This is a genomic window from Rhizobium sp. OAE497 (genome assembly GCF_040546565.1).
GTDB lineage: Bacteria > Pseudomonadota > Alphaproteobacteria > Rhizobiales > Rhizobiaceae > Rhizobium.
The window spans coordinates 2,577,813-2,592,998 of record NZ_JBEPOA010000001.1 but is presented as its reverse complement, the minus strand read 5'-3'; the positions used below and the strand labels follow the sequence as shown (position 1 = coordinate 2,592,998).

Below are 15,186 nucleotides of genomic sequence, written 5' to 3'. Positions count from 1 at the left end.
CTCAGGCGGCAGCCGCCAGCTTGGCGCGGCCATGCGGCCGGTCGAGATCGAGATCGGGGCCGACGGGGACGATGCCGGTCGGGTTGATCGTCTTGTGGCTGCGGTAATAATGCTCCTTGATATGGCGCATGTTCACCGTCTCCTTGACGCCCGGCGTCTGGTAGAGATCGCGCAGGTAGGCCGACAGGTTCGGGTAGTCGTCGATGCGGCGGATGTTGCACTTGAAGTGGCCGACATAGACGGGGTCGAAGCGCACCAGTGTCGTGAACAGCCGCCAGTCGGCCTCGGTCACCCGGTCGCCAAGGAGATAGCGGCCCTTGCCGAGGCGCTCTTCCAGGGCATCCAGCGTGCCGAACAGCTTGACGACATTCTGCTCATAGGCCTCCTGCGTCGTCGCAAAGCCCGCCTTGTACACGCCGTTGTTGACGGTGTCGTAGACCAGCGCGTTGATTTCATCGATCCCGGGAGCGAGGTTTTCAGGATAGAAATCCTGCGTCGAGCCGGTCAGGTGGTCGAAGGCACTGTTGAACATGCGGATGATTTCGGACGATTCGTTGTTGACGATCGTGCCGGTCTGCTTGTCCCAGAGGACGGGAACGGTGACGCGGCCCGAATAGTTCGGATCGGCCTTCACGTAGATTTCCCAGAGCGCCTTGGCGCCGAACAGATGGTCGCCGGTGGCGCCGTCGCTGATCTTGAACTCCCAGCCGTTCTCGACCATCAGCGGATCGACGACGGAGACGGAGATCAGGTCTTCGAGCTTCTTGAGCTTGCGGAAGATCAGCGTGCGGTGCGCCCAGGGACAGGCGAGCGACACATAGAGATGATAGCGCCCGGCCTCGGCCTTGAAGCCGCCGGTGCCGGAAGGACCGGCCTCGCCATCCTTCGTCACCCAGTTGCGGAATTGCGAGGCAGCGCGCTTGAAGTGCCCCTTGCTTTCCTTCGTATCGTACCAGACGTCATGCCAGACGCCTTCCACCAGCATGCCCATTGTGCGTTTCCTTCGAATTGGTCTCGTTGACGCAAAGATATCGCAGCCGCGCGCGCTTTGCAGTGGGCAAAGATTGAACAGTGCGTCACAGCGATTTTCACCCCGCCGCATTTTGCGTTGGACGGCGGAAATTTTTCCTGCTATCGGCCATTTCACATTTTTCTGCGGAACCCGATTTGATGTACGCAATCAGAAGCCTGCGACGACGCTGAAGCTCCCGAACGCCTGAAGGGCGTGTTCGAGAACCCATGCTGTCTGTCTATCCGGTTTCTGTCTCATCATGCATAAGCACGATCTGGTCTACCTCACTGAGGATGCGTCTCACGACGCCGCTATCGAACTCATCAACGAAGAAGCATTCGGTCCGGGCCGCCATACCCGCGCTGCCGCTCGTATTCGCGAGCAGGGGCCGCATGACCGTTCGCTCTCCTTCATCTGTGCCGATGACGGCGAGACCATCGCCTCGGTGCGGATGACGCCGGTGCAGGCGGGCAGCGTCAAGGCGCATCTGCTCGGACCGCTCGCCGTGCGGCCGTCGCACAAGAGCCGGGGGATCGGGCGCGAACTGGTGCGGATCGCTCTCGAGGCCGCCAAGCGCAGGGGGTCGGAGGCTATCATTCTGGTTGGCGACCCGCCCTATTACTGCCAACTCGGGTTCGAACGGGTCGCCCACAACGCGCTCAACTTCCCGGGTCCGGTCGATCCGGCGCGTGTTCTCGTCGTGCCGGTCAGCGACGACGCTCATCAGCGTCTCAAGGGTTCAATTAGCTGGCGTAAATAGAGCTTATCGTCTATCAAACCCCTGATTTCCTTGGGACTCACCAGGGCTGCGCGATGGGGGACGGCGAATGAGCGGCATTTCCATGGACGAGGCGCTCGACCGCGCCGGAACGGGGGCGTTCCAGAAGCGGCTGATGGGCATATTCGGTCTCGTCTGGGCTGCCGATGCCATGCAGGTGCTTGCCGTCGGCTTTACCGCCGCATCGATTGCCGCGACATTCCAGCTGACCGTGGCGCAGGCGCTGCAGACGGGAACGCTCTTCTTTCTGGGCATGCTGATCGGCGCCATGCTGTTCGGTCGGCTGGCCGATCGCTGGGGACGGCGCTATGTGCTGATCCTGACCGTCGCCTGCGACGCGCTGTTCGGTCTGCTGTCGATCTTTGCGCCCGATTTTACCAGCCTGCTGATCCTGCGCTTCCTGACCGGCATGGCGGTCGGCGGCACGCTGCCGGTCGACTACGCGATGATGGCCGAATTCCTGCCATCGAAGAACCGCGGGCGCTGGCTGGTCATGCTCGAAGGCTTCTGGGCGGTGGGAACGCTGATCGTGGCGCTCGCGGCCTGGGCGGCAAGCGTCGCAGGCGTGGCCGATGCCTGGCGCTATATCTTCGCCGTGACGGCGGTGCCGGCGATCCTCGGAGTGGCGCTGCGCTTTTTCGTGCCGGAATCGCCGCTTTACCTGCTGCGTTCCGGCCGGGCGGCCGATGCCAAGGCAATCGTCAACCGGATGCTGGAAGCCCACGGCAAGCCGCCGCTTGCCGCCGGCGAGGAGATCGTGGCCGCGCCGCATGCGGCTTCCGAGGGGTTGTTCTCACCGCCGCTTCGCCGCCGCAGCCTGATGATTCTCGCTATCTGGTTCCTCGTCTCCGTTTCCTATTACGGCGTCTTCACCTGGATGCCGGCGCGGCTGGCGGGCGATGGCTTCGGCTTCGTGCGCGGTTATGGCTTCCTGGTCTTCGTGGCGCTGGCGCAGATCCCCGGTTACGCGCTCGCCGCCTATGGCGTCGAGGCCTGGGGCAGGCGGCCGACGCTTGTTGGATTCTGCCTGCTGTCGGCGGCGGGTTGCCTGCTGTTCGTGCTGTCGCCCGACGACGTGCTGATCGGGGCTTCGTTGCTGCTCATGAGTTTCGCACTGCTCGGCACCTGGGGCGCTCTCTATGCCTATACGCCGGAGCTCTATCCGACCGGATCGCGGGCGACCGGCATGGGGGCGGCGGGTGCTATGGCTCGTCTCGGCGGACTGGTGGCGCCGTCGGTGATGACCTTTGTCGTATCGCTGGGGCTTGGCGTGGCGATCGGGCTCTTTGCCGGGCTGCTGGTCATTGCCGCCATTGCGGCGCTCGCCATCGACGCGGAGACGCGTCAGGCCTCGCTTGGCTGAAAGCGCTTCTTCAGCCAAGTGAAGGTGTGGCCGCCGGCAAATTCGCCGAGTGAGCCGATTGTCTCATAACCGTAGCGCCGGTAGACGCCGAGGGCATCGGGACTCATCGTATCGATGAAGGCGCCAATGCAGCCGCGGCGTTTGGCTTCGTCTTCCGCCATCTGCAGCAGCGTTCCGGCCATACCCTTGCCGCGCATATCCTCGGGAACGAAGAGCATCTCGATATAGAGCCAGTCGCGGGCCGTATAACCGACGAGGCCGCCATTGATCTCGCCGTCGTCGCCGCGCAGGCGGATCGCCAGTTTCTCGCGGCCGCTCTCGCCGAAGCGGGTTACGTTATAGGCGATCAGCGGGTTGGCGATCTTCTTGCGGTCCTTCTTGGAGAGGACCTTGGTGACCTTCAGCTTCTGCGGAGCCATGGCTGAACCTTTCGGCGGCGATCTCTATCGCCTGCCGATATCAGAGTCGTCAGTTCGACAAAATGGCTCAGCGCCCTTCACGCCACCACATGGCGCCGAAGGCGAGGAGGAGAACGCCGACACCGGCGAAACCGGCAAAGAGCGGCAGCGTGTTGATGCCCTTCAATACCGTCTCGTTGGTGAGCTTGATCTGCATGCGCTCGTTGTCGGCGACGCGGATCTGGCCGCGAACGGGGAGAACCGGCGGCACTTCGATCGCGCCATTGGCATCCGAAACACGAGCGACGAGACCGCGGGTCTTGTCGGTGATCGGCTTCAGCACATCGGTGGTCGAGACCATCGCCTTGAATTCCGGCGCATCGACGGCGCCGACATGGACGAGGGTGGTAAGGTCGCCGTTGCGGATCTCGAAGAGGCCGATCTCATCCATCTTCTTCTCGGCCTTGTAGAGACCGGGCTCGGACTGGGCGAGCGGCAGGTCTTCGGTCTTGCCGGAGGGGTAGCGTACGGTGGCCGGGCCGGGATCGCCACCGATCGTCTGGCGGGTGATCTCAAGCGTGCGGCCTTGGGCGCGGGCGGTCAGCGCCTCTTCTTCCAGTGCAGGTTCCTTCATCAGCCAGTGGGCGATGCGGCGATAGAGCGACACATGCGGGCCGCCGCCTTCGAAGCCGCGGGCCCAAAGCCAGCCCTGATCGGAGAGCAGCATGGCGACGCGGCCCTGACCGGCACGGTTCAGCACCAGCAGCGGATTGTTATCGGCGCCGACCATCACCGTCTGGCCCTGCGGCTGCTCGACACCGACGGAGCGGAACCAGCGGCCCCAATGCGGCGGCTCGTCGGCGGAGCCATCGAGGCCGCGGGTGACCGGATGCTTGCGGCCCTCGTCGGAGAGGCGCGGATAGAAGGCCTTCTCGATCATCTGGCCGGTTGGGCGCCGCGGGCAGGACCGACTGCAGCGGCGTCAGCGCGATCGAATCCTGACCGGCATGTTCGGGGCCGGCGGCGATCAAGAGCGCACCGCCGTTTTCGACATATTGGGCGATGTAGTCGTAATAGAGGATCGGCAGCACGCCGCGATGCTGGTAGCGGTCGAAGATGATCAGGTCGAAGTCCTTGATCTTGTCGACGAAGAGCTCGCGGGTCGGGAAGGCGATCAGCGACAGCTCGTTGATCGGCGTGCCGTCCTGCTTTTCCGGCGGGCGCAGAATGGTGAAATGCACCAGATCGACCGAGGCGTCGGATTTCAACAGATTGCGCCAGGCGCGCTCGCCCGCATGAGGCTCCCCGGAGACGAGAAGGACGCGCAGGTTCTCGCGGATGCCGTCGATGACGTGGACGGCGCGGTTGTTGGCCTCCGTCACTTCGCCGGGCAGGGCCGCGACGGCAAATTCCAGCACGTTGCTGCCGCCGCGCGGGACGCGGAAGGAAAAGGGCGTATCCTGGCCGGGCGTCGCCTGCAGCGTGGCGATTTCGTCGCCGTTCAGCTTGACGGTGACGGTTGCCGTACCGCCCGGGCTCGGGCCGTCATCGAAGACGCGCAACACGAGCTGCTGCTCTTCGTTGACGATGCCGAAGCGCGGCGCCTTGATGACTTCGATGCGGCGGTCGAATTCGTTCGGCTTGCCGGTGATCAGGCCATGGATCGGCGCGTCGAAGCCGAGCGCCTGGTTGACGCCGGGGACGTCGTGAACCTCGCCATCGGTCAGCATGATCGCGCCGCCGATACGGGCGGGCGGCACGTCGGCGACGGCGGCGGAAAGCGCGTTGAAGAGGCGGGTCGAGGGGGCGTCGGAATCCTCCGGCTCGGTCGCCTCGACATAACGCGGCTCGATATTCGGGAAGCGCGACAGCCGGTCCTTCAGCTGGGCCAGCGCATCGTCGGTCATCTTGATGCGTTCGGGCGTCTGCTGGCTCTGGCTGCGGTCGACGATGACGGGGACAACAGTCGACAGCGGTTCGCGGTCCTCCTGCATCAGCAGCGGATTGGCGAGAGCGGCAAGCAGGGCGATGGCGGCGACCGTGCGGATCCAGGCGCCGCGCACGCCGCGCCATATGGCGAAGACGGCGACGATGGCGACGACGACGGCGAGCGCAGCAAGGATCGGCCAGGGAATGAAGGGTGCGAAATCCAGCGTCATGTCACTGCCCCAGACGTTCGAGGAGGGCGGGGACGTGGACCTGGTCGGTCTTGTAGTTGCCGGTCAGCATATACATCATGATGTTGACCCCGGCGCGGTAGGCATATTCGCGCTGCGCCTCGTCCGGCGGCACGGTCGGCAGCATCGGCGTGCCATTCTCGTCGACCGCCCAGGCGCCGGCGAAGTCGTTGCCGGTGATCAGGATCGGCGAGACGCCATCGGCGGAGGCTGCGGATTTCGGGTCGCTGGCGCGATTGTCCTGGCGCGCCTCGATCCAGAGCGGGCTTCCGGCATAACGGCCGGGGAAGCTCGACAAGAGATAGAAGGATTTCGTCAGGACGTGATCCGAGGGGACGGGTTCCAGCGGCGGAATGTCGAGATTGGCAAGGATCTGCTGCAGACGTTCGCCATTGGCGCTCTGGGCGCCACCGGAATTGTCGAGTGCCGAGAACTGGTCGCGGGTGTCGAAAAGCACGGTGCCGCCGGCGCGCATATAGGCGTCGATGCGGTTGATCGCTGCGGTCGATGGCATCGGAGCCGATGCCGAGATCGGCCAGTAGATGATCGGGTAGAAGGCGAGCTCGTCCTTGGTGATGTCGAGGCCGACGGGCGGGGCCGGCTCGAGCGTCGTGCGGTAGGTCAGGAACTCGGTGAGGCCCTCGAGGCCGCGCTCGGAGATATTGTCGACATCCTGCTCGCCGGTGACGACATAGGCGAGGTGGGTGTTATCGAGCCGCTGGAGGATCTGATCGTCGCCGGGCTTGGAATCATCGGCGCGCAGGTCATGCGGGGCTAGGAACAGGCCGGCGGCGATGGCGACCGCGATCAGGGCTGCGCTGCGCGCTGCCGGGCGAAGGCGCGAGAAGGCGCCGCTCATGAACATGACGATCAGGCTGTCGGCGAGCAGCAGCAGGAAGGCGATCAGGAAGAGCGCAGGCTTGGCGGACCACGTCTCGCCGCCGATCAGACCGGCGCGCACGACGGTGACGCCGGCGGTATCGAGCGGCTTCAGCTCGGCATTATCAGGCAATACATTCAACGCGGTAAAGCCATCTTCTGAACCATAGAGTCCGGGCGGATTGTCGAAATTCGAGACCGGGGCCGTCTTGGCATTCTGGATCAGCGGGCGGGCGGTGCCGGTTTCGGTCGTCAGCACGCCCTTGGCCGTCAGCAGCCGGAAGGGCGGCAGTGCTTCGGCTGTCGATGCCGCACCGGCTTCAGAGGTGACGCCGCCGGAGCGCGAGAGCTGGACGATACGGCGCAGCATCTCGACGAAATTGCCGGAGATCGGCAGGTTCGACCAGGTGGCCTCGGCGCTGACATGGAAAAGCACGATGCGGCCGGCATTGATCGGCTTGGTGGTGACGAGCGGCGTGCCGTCTGCAAGGCTTGCCCAGGTGCGTTCGGCAAGGTCAGGCGTCGGCTCGGCGAGAACCTGGCGCTTGATCGTCACATCGGTCGGCTTCGCCATTCCGGCGAAGGGGCCGAAATTCGGGAAATCGGCGAGTGGCTGAGGCTCGGCCCAGGAGAGGGCACCGCCGAGGGCGCGTTCGCCTTGGCGCAGGATCACCGGTACCAGCGGATCGTCGGCCGGGGCAGCGGCAAGGCGCGGACCGGCGAAACGGATCAGCGTGCCGCCATTGGCGATCCAGCGCTGCAGCGGCTCGTAGGTCTCCTGCGGCAGGCGGCCGATATCGGCCATGATGATCACCGAAGGGTTCTGCGACAGGAGATCGGGGATCGAGGTGGCCAGATCGGGCGAGTTCGGCTCGATCAGATCGGCATAGGGCTGCAGGGCGCGCTGGATGTAATAGAGCGGCGACAGCAGCGGCTGGAATTCGTCGCGGGCCTCGCCCGAGAGCAGCACGACGCGGCGGCGCTTGAAGCCGTCGTCGAGCAGATGGACCGAGCCTGCGGTTGCATGAGCATCGATGCTGACGCGGGCGAAATCGTTGCGCATCTCGAAGGGCGCGGCGATCGAGCCGATCGACGTCGATTGTCCCGGCTGGAAGGAGACGGAGCCGGCGGCGATGGCGCGACCCTGCGCATCCTGCGCCGTCAGCGGCAGTTGTGCGGCGCTTGACGTGTCGAGGCGCGTGGCGGTGACGGTCATCGCGTCGGCGGCGTTGCTGGCGCCGGTGATGGCGATCGTCTGTTCGGCATCGCCCTCGATCAGCCGCAGTTCGGCGGGCTGCAGGTTGGCGAGATCGCGAACGGTCGTCTCGTTGTCCTTGGCCGCAGCGCCATCGGCGAGGAAGGCGAGCGTGCCGGGCTTGGTGCCGTTCAGCGCCGCGCGGAGAGCCTCGAAGGCGCGCTGGCGATCGGGAACCAGCGGCTTCGGCTCGGCGGCCTGCAGCTTGTCGCGGGCGGCGGCCGCACTTCCGGGCACGGCGTCGTTGGTCGGGTCGGCGGTGAAGGCGATGGCGACGGGGCTGCCGGCAGCATCGGCATCGTCGATCAGCGCTTCGGCGGTCTGCACGCGGCGTTCCCAGTCGGGCGCGGTCGCCCAGCCGTTGTCGACGAAGAGGACGAGCGGGCCACCAGCGACCAGCGAATTGGTGCGCGGATTGAAGACCGGGTCGGCGATCGCCAGGATGACGGCGGCGGCGAGCAGCATGCGCAGCAGCGTCAGCCACCAGGGGCTCTGTGCCGGAGTTTCCTCGCGCTTCAGCACGCTGGCGAGGATCTTCAGCGGCGGGAAGACCTCGGTCTTCGGGCGCGGGGGCGTCAGCCGCAGCAGCCACCAGATGACTGGAAGGGCGACGAGGGCGCCGAGGATTGCGGGATAGGCGAAAGCGAAGGGAAGGGCGTTCACAGCTGCCCTCCATGCGTCGCCTTGGCCGGCATGCCGGAGAGATACATGTGAACCGCGACGAGGGCTTCGGAGGCCAGATGGTCGGTCCTGTGCGTCACGAAGGTCCAGCCGAGATGGCGCAGCGACTGACCGAGATTGTCGCGGCGGGCGAGATAGGCGCGGGTATAGGCCTCGCGGATATTCTCGGCGCGGCCGGAGACGAGCTTCGAGCCGGTCTCGGGATCGCTGAATTCGGTGCGGCCGCTGTAGGGGAAGACCTCTTCGGCGGGATCGGCCACCTCTACGACATGGCCGCGCAGACCGCGGCGGGCAAGCGGCGTCAGGCGCGCCATCACGGCGTCGGCCTCATCGAGAAAATCGCCGATCAGCACCAGATCGCTCCAGCCGCGGATCATCGCCACCTCCGGCAGGCCGCCGGTGAGCTGGGAGTGCATCAGTGCGGTTGCCAGGCGCTCGGCGGCATTGCGGGCCGAAACGGGTTCCATGACGCCGGGGCAGCCGATGCGTTCGCCGGAGCGTGCGAGGATTTCGGCGAGCGCCAGCATGATGACCAGCGCACGGCTTTCCTTGGAGACGTTGCCGAGCGTCGACTTGTACATCATCGACGGCGACATATCGGCCCAGAGCCAGATCGTGTGGGCGGCTTCCCATTCGCGTTCGCGGATATAGGTGTGGTCGTCGCGGGCGGAGCGGCGCCAATCGATGCGCGACAGGCTTTCGCCTTCGGTATAGGGACGGAACTGCCAGAAATTTTCGCCGATACCGCGCTTGCGGCGGCCGTGCCAGCCGGCAATCACGGTATTGGCGATGCGCTTGGCCTCGACCAGGCAATCCGGCACCAGCGAGGCGCGCTGCCTTGCTCGTGCAAGCGCATCGCTGCCGGGTGTCGGATTGACGATCTGTCCGATAGAGGCCACGCGTGAGGCTTCCTTATCCCTGTCTCTTATCCACGGGCCTGCTTGACCAGACCGGCAATGACATCGCGCACCGACATGCCTTCGGCACGGGCGGCGAATGTCAGCGCCATGCGGTGTTCCAGCACCGGTTCTGCCAGAGCATAGACGTCGTCGAGCGACGGCGCGAGGCGGCCTTCGTAGAGCGCGCGGGCGCGGGCGCAGAGCATCATTGCCTGGCCGGCGCGCGGGCCGGGGCCCCAGGCGACGTGCTTGTCGGTCGAGGCATGGCCCTGGCCGGGACGGGCCGAGCGCACGAGGCCGAGGATGGCATCAACGACCTTGTCGCTGACCGGCATCTGGCGGATGAGGCTCTGGATCTGCATCAGCCGCTCGGCATTCAGCACCGCCTGCGGCCTGGTTTCGGAAAGGCCCGTCGTCTCGAGCAGGATCTGCCGCTCGGCGGCGAGTTCCGGATAATTGACGTCGACCTGCATCAGGAAGCGGTCGAGCTGGGCTTCGGGAAGGGGATAGGTGCCTTCCTGCTCCAGGGGGTTCTGCGTTGCGAGAACGTGGAACGGCGTCGGCAGGTCGTAGCGCTGGCCGGCGACGGTGATGTGATATTCCTGCATCGACTGCAGCAGCGCCGACTGCGTGCGCGGCGAGGCGCGGTTGATTTCGTCGGCCATCAGCAGCTGGGCGAAGACCGGTCCCTTGACGAAGCGGAAGGAGCGGCGGCCGCTCTCGTCCTGGTCCATCACTTCGGAACCGAGAATATCCGACGGCATCAGGTCGGGCGTGAACTGGATGCGGTTGGCGCCGAGCCCGAGAACTTCGCCGAGCGTGGTGACGAGCTTGGTCTTGGCGAGGCCGGGAACGCCGACGAGCAGCGCGTGGCCGCCCGAGAGCACGGCGAGAAGCGTGTTCTCGACCACGCTTTCCTGACCAAAGATCACCTTCGAGACTTCTTCACGGACAAGGGCGATATCGGCAAGCGCCTTTTCGGCGGCGGCGATGATCGCCTTTTCATCGAGGCTGTCTTCGGTCTTCATCATACCCATCAGGCATCTCCAACGGCTAAATCATTCGTCGCGAATCGGCGGACTTACACCTCTGCCTCATACCCGATAGAGTTATGAAGATGTTGCGGGCTGACAAGTTCGTTTCGAATGACTATCTCGTGACTTCCTTCTCGTTAAGAGCAAACCGGGACAGAAGAATGGCAGGCGAAGAGATCAGGGCGAGCGAAGATGCCGCGGGGCTGGCCGCACTGATTTCGCGCGCGGCTGGCGAAACCGGTGGCAAGAGCCGCGGTCTTCCGCCCGTGGACAAGTGGAATCCGCCTTTCTGCGGCGATATCGACATGGAAATCCGCGCCGACGGCACCTGGTTCTACATGGGCACGCCGATCGGCCGCGCGCCGCTGGTGCGGCTGTTCTCGACGGTTTTGCGCAAGGACGAGGACGGCAAGACCTACCTCGTGACTCCTGTGGAAAAAGTCGGCATCCGGGTCGTCGATGCGCCGTTCCTGGCGGTCGAGATGAGCGTGACGGAGCGTGACGGAAATTCGCTGCTGACCTTCCGCACCAATACCGGCGATGTCGTCGAGGCGGGCGAGGAGCATGCGCTGCGGTTCGTGATCCATGGCGACAATAGCGAGCTCAAGCCCTATCTGCATGTGCGCGGACGTCTGGAGGCGCTGGTGGCGCGTCCTGTGATGTACGAGCTGGTCGAACTTGGCGAGGTGATCGAGGTCGAGGGGCGGGAAATGTTCTGCCTCCGCTCCGGCGGCCGCATCTTCCCCGTCATGCCGGCAGATGAACTGGATGCGCTTTCCCGATGACCGATCCCATTGCCTCCCGCTATCCGCTCTATTCGGCCGATGAATTCCGCCGCCGCGCCCTCAACCAGAAGGGCGGGCCGATCGATCTCGCCTGGCGCGATCACGGCGATCACCTGATCAATCAGGACCTGCTGCCTTACGTCGAGAACATCAAGCTGCGGGATGCGGCGGTTCTCGTGCCCGTCATCGATGACGGCGACGATGCGCGGGTGATCCTGACGAAGCGCACGGAGACGCTGCGCAAGCATTCCGGCCAGATCGCCTTTCCCGGCGGCTCCAGGGATCCGACCGACGAGTCGCTGGAAATGGCGGCGATCCGCGAGGCGGGCGAGGAGATCGGGCTTGCCGACATGTTCATCGAGCCCGTCAGCCGGCTGCCTGACTATCTTGCGGCGACCGGTTTCCGGATCACGCCGATCCTTGCCGTCGTTCGCCCCGGTTTCACGCTGACGCCGAGCCCTGATGAGGTGGAGAGCGTTTTCGAGGTGCCGTTGTCGTTCCTGATGGATCCCGGCAATCACACGCTCGACAGCCGCCCCTGGAACGGGGTGCAGCGCCAGTTTTACCGCATGCCCTATGAGCAATGGATGATCTGGGGCATTACCGCCGGCATCATCCGCACGATTTACGAAAGAATGTATGCATGACCAGTGTGGCTCACGAAGCCTGGTTTCAGGATCCGCGCCTTTCCCGCGTCTTTTCGCTTCTGAATGCCGATGGCGGCGAGGGCCGCGTCGTCGGCGGTGCGGTGCGCAACAGCCTGATGGGCATTCCGGTCAGCGATATCGACATGGCGACGACGCTGACGCCTGACGCCGTGATCGAGCGGGCGAAGGCCGCCGGCATCAAGGCGGTGCCGACCGGGATCGCGCATGGCACGGTGACGCTGGTGCTCGAGGGCAAGCCCTTCGAGGTGACGACGCTCAGAACCGATGTCGAGACCGACGGGCGCCATGCCAAGGTCGCCTTCAGCACCGACTGGCAGGCGGATGCCGAGCGCCGCGACCTGACGATCAATGCGCTCTATGCCAATGCGGCGGGCGAGGTGATCGATCTCGTCGATGGTCTGGCCGATATCGCGAAGCGCAACATCCGCTTCATCGGTACTGCCGCCACGCGGATCGCCGAGGATTACCTGCGCATCCTGCGCTTCTTCCGTTTCTTTGCCTATTACGGCACCGGGCGTCCCGATGCCGAGGGGCTGAAGGCCTCTTCGGCGGCGCGCTCCAAGCTCTCGACGCTGTCTGCCGAGCGGATCTGGTCGGAGCTGCGCAAGCTGCTCTCTGCCGAGGATCCGGGCCGGGCGCTGCTCTGGATGCGGACGGTTTCGGTTCTGAACGAGATCCTGCCGGAGACGGAGAAATGGGGCATCGACGCGATCCCGGCGCTTGTTGCCACCGAGCAGGCGCTGGGCTGGAAGCCCGATCCGCTGCTCAGGCTCGCCTCGATCGTGCCGCCGGACGTGGCGCGGCTCTCGGCGATGGCGGGGCGTCTCAAGCTTGCCAATGCGGAAGCCGCCTGGCTGAAGACCTGGGCGCTGACCGTTCCGGTCAATGACGAGCTGACGACGGCGGCCTTCGACCGCATACTTTATCGCAGCGCGCCCGAAGGCGTGATCGCGCGGCTGAAGCTGGCGCTCGCGGTTGCGCGTGGCAAGGCGGAAGGCGACATGAAGGAGATGAGCCGTTCGGCACGTCTCTCGAAGCTCCTGGAACAGGCGGAGGCCTGGACCAAGCCTAAGTTTCCACTCAGCGGCGGCGACGTGATGGCGGCCGGCGTCACGGCGGGGCCGCGCGTCGGCGAGATATTGCAGACGCTGGAGAGCCAGTGGGTGGACGAGAATTTCGCTGCCGACCGGGCGGCGCTGCTCGCCCGGCTAGATGGCATCGTCAAATGATCAGGCCGCGTTCGCTTCGTTGCGGATGCGGGCCTTGATATTGTCGACCATGTTTTCGCGGATGGTGGTTTCGCCGTGAGCGGTTTTCATATGCTCGACCGCGCGGCGGACGACTTCGGCGTCGTCATTGGCGCGGGTGTGCCAGTCACAACCTGGAACGAGCGTACCACATTCGAAAAGTCGCATTTTATCCTCCTTGATCCGGAACATGACAGGATCGCGCAAACTCACGCGTAGCTTGAATGTGCAAAGAGGGGAGAAGGTTCCGGCCGATCTGACAGGACCGGCCGGCATGGATTTCGCTTTATTCCGGCATCGCCCAGAAACGGTAGCAGTCCGAAGACTGGTAGGGCGTGTTGGAATTGGCGCTTTCGCGGGCCTGGCCCTGCAGCTCTTCCGGCGATTTACCGCCTGCAAGCTGCAGCTTCACCTGCTCGATATAGCAGGAGAGAGGCAGGTCTGAACCGCTCTTTGCGCGCATGTCTTCGGCAAGACGGTTCAGGAATTCCGGGGCTTCGATTATGCGGGATGATTGCTCTGCATCCGCGGATGAACCGCTTTGTATCGTCATCGACAATCCTCCTCCGATTGTTATGCACATACAAATTGATTTAGAACGCGTTCACACTTCTTGAAGGCCAGTCACCGGGTTTTTACCCGTACGTTATCGTACAGTGTTCCGGTTACGGCCATTTTACTGTCGGCGGCATGGACGACAGAATCGACTCGATGTTGCCACCCGTCTTCAACCCGAAGATGGTACCGCGATCATAGAGAAGATTAAACTCCACATATCGACCGCGACGAATCAATTGTTCCTCACGATCCTGTTCCGTCCACTGTTTGTTGAAATTGGCGCGAACAATCTGTGGATAAACTGCGGCAAAGGCCCTGCCGACATCCTGCGTGAAGGCGAAATCGGCATCCCAGCCGCCGGCTTCGGGGCTGGAATGCAGCCAGTCATAGAAGATGCCGCCGGTGCCGCGGGGCTCGTTGCGGTGCTTCAGGAAGAAGTATTCGTCGCACCATTTCTTGTAGGCATCGTAATCGGCGATGCCCTGATGCTGGCGACAGGCGAGCTCGAGCGCCTTGTGGAAGAGCTGCGTATCCTCGTCCTCCTGCGTGCGGCGCCGGTCGAGAACCGGCGTCAGGTCGGCACCACCGCCGAACCAGCGGGTAGAGGTGACGACCATGCGGGTGTTCATGTGCACGGCGGGAACGTTCGGATTGACCGGATGGGCGATCAGCGAGATGCCGGAGGCCCAGAAGCGCGGGTCTTCATTGGCGCCGGGAATCTGGGCGCGGAAATCGGGGGCGAATTCGCCATAGACGGTGGAGGTGTGGACGCCGACCTTCTCGAAGACGCGGCCATGCATCATCGACATGCGCCCGCCGCCGCCCGCGCCATTGTCGCGCGACCAGTCCTTGCCGACGAAGCGGCCCGGCTCGCGATCGGACATCGGTCCGGCGAGTTCATCTTCCAGTGTCTCGAAGGTGGAACAGATCGTATCGCGCAGTTGCCGGAACCAGGTCTGCGCCGCGAGCTTCTTGTCTTCGATGTCGGCGGGAAGGCCTGCCGGCAATACTGGTCTTTCCATACTTACCCCCATAGGCCGCAGCCAAAGCCGCGACCCGTCATTCCTGATTGCGACGCCTCCTATCAGCTAGGAGCGCCAGTCGCCAGCGGGCGGAAGGCCGCAGCCAAGATTCGACTCGCAAATTAGCGGGTTCGATACTACCTTTTTCCGGCAGAGGTAGGTTTCATGAATAAAATTCCGGGACCTCCGTCATTCGACGGCTTGAAGCGCAGGATAGAGCGGCACCGCGCCGAGGGGACGCCCCGGACGAGCGGCGACCGGTTCGTGCGCGAAACATACAGACTGGCGCTCCTCGACGCGCGGGCGAAGGCCCGCGAGTGGTTTGCCGAATATCCGAAGGCGGCCTACTGGACCGAGGTCGAAAGCTGGCGCCAGCTCGACAACGACCAGATCGAGTTCACCATGCGGCGGCTGCCCTCGGCGGATTGAT

14 protein-coding genes and 1 pseudogene are annotated in these 15,186 nt (G+C 64.4%); 6 read left to right on the top strand and 9 right to left on the bottom strand.

Going from position 1 to position 15,186, the window contains the following annotated elements:
* Position 1: 1 nt before the first annotated feature.
* Positions 2-991, bottom strand: coding sequence for a glutathione S-transferase family protein (locus tag ABIE40_RS13290; RefSeq protein ID WP_199627149.1), 990 nt, complete (start codon positions 989-991; stop codon positions 2-4).
* Between the two features lie 280 nt (positions 992-1,271).
* Between ABIE40_RS13290 and ABIE40_RS13285 the strand changes: the two genes are divergently transcribed.
* Positions 1,272-1,772 carry a GNAT family N-acetyltransferase gene (locus ABIE40_RS13285; RefSeq protein ID WP_199627147.1) on the top strand — a complete coding sequence of 167 codons (501 nt, stop codon included), beginning with the start codon at positions 1,272-1,274 and terminating at the stop codon, positions 1,770-1,772.
* 67 nt (positions 1,773-1,839) lie between these two features.
* Positions 1,840-3,153: an MFS transporter gene (locus ABIE40_RS13280; protein ID WP_199627145.1), complete on the top strand. Its 1,314-nt coding sequence runs from the start codon at positions 1,840-1,842 to the stop codon at positions 3,151-3,153.
* Here the strand turns inward: ABIE40_RS13280 and ABIE40_RS13275 are convergent.
* The 5 genes and pseudogenes from ABIE40_RS13275 to ABIE40_RS13255 all read right to left on the bottom strand — a co-directional run bounded on the left by ABIE40_RS13275 (position 3,135) and on the right by ABIE40_RS13255 (position 10,479).
* Positions 3,135-3,572, bottom strand: coding sequence for a GNAT family N-acetyltransferase (locus ABIE40_RS13275; RefSeq protein ID WP_199627143.1), 438 nt, complete (start codon positions 3,570-3,572; stop codon positions 3,135-3,137). The two genes, ABIE40_RS13280 and ABIE40_RS13275, sit on opposite strands and share 19 nt — an antisense overlap.
* 67 nt (positions 3,573-3,639) lie before the next feature.
* Positions 3,640-5,710, bottom strand: a pseudogene (locus tag ABIE40_RS13270) (hypothetical protein).
* A 1-nt stretch (position 5,711) separates the two neighbouring features.
* Positions 5,712-8,525: a DUF4159 domain-containing protein gene (locus ABIE40_RS13265; RefSeq protein WP_199627136.1), complete on the bottom strand. Its 2,814-nt coding sequence runs from the start codon at positions 8,523-8,525 to the stop codon at positions 5,712-5,714.
* Positions 8,522-9,442: a DUF58 domain-containing protein gene (locus ABIE40_RS13260; RefSeq protein ID WP_112719362.1), complete on the bottom strand. Its 921-nt coding sequence runs from the start codon at positions 9,440-9,442 to the stop codon at positions 8,522-8,524. The genes ABIE40_RS13265 and ABIE40_RS13260 overlap by 4 nt, the downstream gene beginning before the upstream one ends.
* Positions 9,443-9,468: 26 nt before the next feature.
* Complete coding sequence (locus ABIE40_RS13255; protein ID WP_199627134.1) at positions 9,469-10,479, bottom strand: AAA family ATPase; 1,011 nt, start codon at positions 10,477-10,479, stop codon at positions 9,469-9,471.
* Positions 10,480-10,637: 158 nt separating this feature from the next.
* Here ABIE40_RS13255 and ABIE40_RS13250 point away from each other — a divergent pair, with 158 nt between their 5' ends.
* Genes ABIE40_RS13250 through ABIE40_RS13240 form a run of 3 tightly spaced genes read left to right on the top strand, consistent with a single transcriptional unit; the run spans position 10,638 to position 13,158 of the window.
* Positions 10,638-11,261: a DUF1285 domain-containing protein gene (locus ABIE40_RS13250; protein WP_199627132.1), complete on the top strand. Its 624-nt coding sequence runs from the start codon at positions 10,638-10,640 to the stop codon at positions 11,259-11,261.
* The gene (locus tag ABIE40_RS13245) at positions 11,258-11,908 is read left to right on the top strand and encodes a CoA pyrophosphatase (RefSeq protein ID WP_199627130.1); all 651 of its coding nucleotides are present in this window, start codon (positions 11,258-11,260) and stop codon (positions 11,906-11,908) included. The genes ABIE40_RS13250 and ABIE40_RS13245 overlap by 4 nt, the downstream gene beginning before the upstream one ends.
* On the top strand, positions 11,905-13,158 hold the full coding sequence (locus tag ABIE40_RS13240; RefSeq protein WP_199627128.1) for a CCA tRNA nucleotidyltransferase: 1,254 nt from the start codon (positions 11,905-11,907) through the stop codon (positions 13,156-13,158). The genes ABIE40_RS13245 and ABIE40_RS13240 overlap by 4 nt, the downstream gene beginning before the upstream one ends.
* Here ABIE40_RS13240 and ABIE40_RS13235 read toward each other — a convergent pair whose 3' ends face one another.
* The 3 genes from ABIE40_RS13235 to hemF all read right to left on the bottom strand — a co-directional run bounded on the left by ABIE40_RS13235 (position 13,159) and on the right by hemF (position 14,756).
* Positions 13,159-13,344: a DUF1059 domain-containing protein gene (locus tag ABIE40_RS13235; protein WP_112386239.1), complete on the bottom strand. Its 186-nt coding sequence runs from the start codon at positions 13,342-13,344 to the stop codon at positions 13,159-13,161. It lies immediately after the preceding gene.
* 118 nt (positions 13,345-13,462) lie between these two features.
* Complete coding sequence (locus ABIE40_RS13230) at positions 13,463-13,729, bottom strand: hypothetical protein (protein WP_199627126.1); 267 nt, start codon at positions 13,727-13,729, stop codon at positions 13,463-13,465.
* Positions 13,730-13,841: 112 nt separating this feature from the next.
* Positions 13,842-14,756, bottom strand: coding sequence for an oxygen-dependent coproporphyrinogen oxidase (gene hemF / locus ABIE40_RS13225; protein WP_130277814.1), 915 nt, complete (start codon positions 14,754-14,756; stop codon positions 13,842-13,844).
* 165 nt (positions 14,757-14,921) lie between these two features.
* Between hemF and ABIE40_RS13220 the strand changes: the two genes are divergently transcribed.
* Positions 14,922-15,185: a hypothetical protein gene (locus tag ABIE40_RS13220; RefSeq protein WP_130277815.1), complete on the top strand. Its 264-nt coding sequence runs from the start codon at positions 14,922-14,924 to the stop codon at positions 15,183-15,185.
* Position 15,186 lies beyond the last annotated feature (1 nt).

Coding starts and splice junctions, on each gene's coding strand:
- ABIE40_RS13290 (WP_199627149.1), bottom strand. CDS start 991: ATGGGCATGCTGGTGGAAGGCGTCTGGCATGACGTCTGGTACGATACG.
- ABIE40_RS13285 (WP_199627147.1), top strand. CDS start 1,272: ATGCATAAGCACGATCTGGTCTACCTCACTGAGGATGCGTCTCACGAC.
- ABIE40_RS13280 (WP_199627145.1), top strand. CDS start 1,840: ATGAGCGGCATTTCCATGGACGAGGCGCTCGACCGCGCCGGAACGGGG.
- ABIE40_RS13275 (WP_199627143.1), bottom strand. CDS start 3,572: ATGGCTCCGCAGAAGCTGAAGGTCACCAAGGTCCTCTCCAAGAAGGAC.
- ABIE40_RS13255 (WP_199627134.1), bottom strand. CDS start 10,479: ATGGGTATGATGAAGACCGAAGACAGCCTCGATGAAAAGGCGATCATC.
- ABIE40_RS13250 (WP_199627132.1), top strand. CDS start 10,638: ATGGCAGGCGAAGAGATCAGGGCGAGCGAAGATGCCGCGGGGCTGGCC.
- ABIE40_RS13245 (WP_199627130.1), top strand. CDS start 11,258: ATGACCGATCCCATTGCCTCCCGCTATCCGCTCTATTCGGCCGATGAA.
- ABIE40_RS13240 (WP_199627128.1), top strand. CDS start 11,905: ATGACCAGTGTGGCTCACGAAGCCTGGTTTCAGGATCCGCGCCTTTCC.
- ABIE40_RS13235 (WP_112386239.1), bottom strand. CDS start 13,344: ATGCGACTTTTCGAATGTGGTACGCTCGTTCCAGGTTGTGACTGGCAC.
- ABIE40_RS13230 (WP_199627126.1), bottom strand. CDS start 13,729: ATGACGATACAAAGCGGTTCATCCGCGGATGCAGAGCAATCATCCCGC.
- hemF (WP_130277814.1), bottom strand. CDS start 14,756: ATGGAAAGACCAGTATTGCCGGCAGGCCTTCCCGCCGACATCGAAGAC.
- ABIE40_RS13220 (WP_130277815.1), top strand. CDS start 14,922: ATGAATAAAATTCCGGGACCTCCGTCATTCGACGGCTTGAAGCGCAGG.